Genomic DNA, 2,889 nt, shown 5'->3' on the forward strand with positions numbered 1-2,889 from the left:
GTTATAGGGACAAGTGAATAAGTGCACATGGTGGATGCCTTGGCGATTACAGGCGATGAAGGACGTAGAAGTCTGCGATAAGCCTCGGGGAGCTGACAAACAAGCTTTGATCCGAGGATTTCCGAATGGGGAAACCCGGCCTTTTAGGTCATTGCATGCTGAATACATAGGCATGCAAAGCGAACGCGGCGAACTGAAACATCTAAGTAGCTGCAGGAAAATAAATCAACCGAGATTCCCAAAGTAGTGGCGAGCGAAATGGGATGAGCCTGCATGATTTAGCATGACGCATAGTGGAACGCTCTGGAAATGGCGGCCATAGCGGGTGATAGCCCCGTACACGAAATGCGATGTGTGGAACTAAGTATGCGACAAGTAGGGCGGGACACGAGAAATCCTGTCTGAATATGGGGGGACCATCCTCCAAGGCTAAATACTCGTAATCGACCGATAGTGAACCAGTACCGTGAGGGAAAGGCGAAAAGAACCCCGGGAGGGGAGTGAAATAGATCCTGAAACCGTGTGCATACAAACAGTAGGAGCGGACTTGTTCCGTGACTGCGTACCTTTTGTATAATGGGTCAGCGACTTACATTCAGTGGCAAGGTTAACCAGATTGGGGAGCCGTAGAGAAATCGAGTCCGAACAGGGCGCCAGTCGCTGGGTGTAGACCCGAAACCAAGTGATCTACCCATGGCCAGGTTGAAGGTGCGGTAACACGCACTGGAGGACCGAACCCACTAATGTTGAAAAATTAGGGGATGAGCTGTGGGTAGGGGTGAAAGGCTAAACAAACTTGGAAATAGCTGGTTCTCTCCGAAAACTATTTAGGTAGTGCCTCAAGTATCACCATCGGGGGTAGAGCACTGTTATGGCTAGGGGGTCATCGCGACTTACCAAACCATTGCAAACTCCGAATACCGATGAGTGCGAGCTTGGGAGACAGACGTCGGGTGCTAACGTCCGGCGTCAAGAGGGAAACAACCCAGACCGCCAGCTAAGGTCCCAAAGATTGGCTAAGTGGAAAACGAAGTGGGAAGGCTAAAACAGTCAGGATGTTGGCTTAGAAGCAGCCATCATTTAAAGAAAGCGTAATAGCTCACTGATCGAGTCGTCCTGCGCGGAAGATGTAACGGGGCTAAGCCAGTCACCGAAGCTGCGGATATGCATTTATGCATATGGTAGGAGAGCGTTCTGTAAGCCTGCGAAGGTGTCTTGTAAAGGATGCTGGAGGTATCAGAAGTGCGAATGCTGACATGAGTAGCGATAATGGGGGTGAAAAGCCCCCACGCCGTAAGCCCAAGGTTTCCTGTTCAACGTTCATCGGAGCAGGGTGAGTCGGCCCCTAAGGCGAGGCAGAGATGCGTAGCTGATGGGAAGCAGGTTAATATTCCTGCACCGTCGTATGATGCGATGGGGGGACGGATCGCGGAAGGTTGTCTGACTGTTGGAATAGTCAGTTTCTGCTTCATAGAAGGCRCTTAGGCAAATCCGGGYGCGTAATTCAAGGGAGTGGGACGAGTGAACTTGTTCACGTAGCAATCGGAAGTGGTTCCAAGAAAAGCCTCTAAGCTTCAGTCATACGAGACCGTACCGCAAACCGACACAGGTGGGCGAGATGAGTATTCTAAGGCGCTTGAGAGAACTCGGGAGAAGGAACTCGGCAAATTGGTACCGTAACTTCGGGAAAAGGTACGCCCCGGTAGCTTGGCTGATTTACTTCAGTAGGGCGAAAGGGTTGCAATAAACTGGTGGCTGCGACTGTTTAATAAAAACACAGCACTCTGCAAACACGAAAGTGGACGTATAGGGTGTGACGCCTGCCCGGTGCTGGAAGATTAAATGATGGGGTGCAAGCTCTTGATTGAAGTCCCAGTAAACGGCGGCCGTAACTATAACGGTCCTAAGGTAGCGAAATTCCTTGTCGGGTAAGTTCCGACCTGCACGAATGGCGTAACGATGGCCACACTGTCTCCTCCCGAGACTCAGCGAAGTTGAAGTGTTTGTGATGATGCAATCTACCCGCGGCTAGACGGAAAGACCCCATGAACCTTTACTGTAGCTTTGCATTGGACTTTGAACCAATCTGTGTAGGATAGGTGGGAGGCTTTGAAGCGGGGACGCCAGTTCTCGTGGAGCCAACCTTGAAATACCACCCTGGTTTGTTTGAGGTTCTAACCTTGGYCCGTRATCCGGRTCGGGGACAGTGCATGGTAGGCAGTTTGACTGGGGCGGTCTCCTCCTAAAGTGTAACGGAGGAGTTCGAAGGTACGCTAGGTACGGTCGGACATCGTGCTAATAGTGCAATGGCATAAGCGTGCTTAACTGCGAGACCGACAAGTCGAGCAGGTACGAAAGTAGGACATAGTGATCCGGTGGTTCTGTATGGAAGGGCCATCGCTCAACGGATAAAAGGTACTCTGGGGATAACAGGCTGATTCCTCCCAAGAGTTCATATCGACGGGGGAGTTTGGCACCTCGATGTCGGCTCATCACATCCTGGGGCTGTAGCCGGTCCCAAGGGTATGGCTGTTCGCCATTTAAAGTGGTACGTGAGCTGGGTTTAAAACGTCGTGAGACAGTTTGGTCCCTATCTGCCGTGGGCGTTGGAAATTTGAAGGGGGCTGCTCCTAGTACGAGAGGACCGGAGTGGACGAACCTCTGGTGTACCGGTTGTCACGCCAGTGGCATTGCCGGGTAGCTAAGTTCGGAAGAGATAACCGCTGAAAGCATCTAAGCGGGAAACTTGCCTTGAGATGAGATTTCCCGGAGCTTTAAGCTCCTTGAAGGGTCGTTCGAGACCAGGACGTTGATAGGCTGGGTGTGGAAGTGCAGTAATGCATTAAGCTAACCAGTACTAATTGCCCGTAAGGCTTGTCCCTATAACAT

Annotated in this window: 1 rRNA gene; it reads left to right on the top strand. The window is 51.4% G+C overall.

Features of this window, described 5'->3' with window-relative positions:
- Positions 1 to 7: 7 nt before the first annotated feature.
- Positions 8 to 2,882, top strand: a 23S ribosomal RNA gene (locus ASD15_RS17155).
- Positions 2,883 to 2,889: the final 7 nt, after the last annotated feature.

The sequence above is a fragment of the Massilia sp. Root351 genome (assembly GCF_001425045.1).
Classification (GTDB): Bacteria; Pseudomonadota; Gammaproteobacteria; order Burkholderiales; family Burkholderiaceae_D; genus Rugamonas.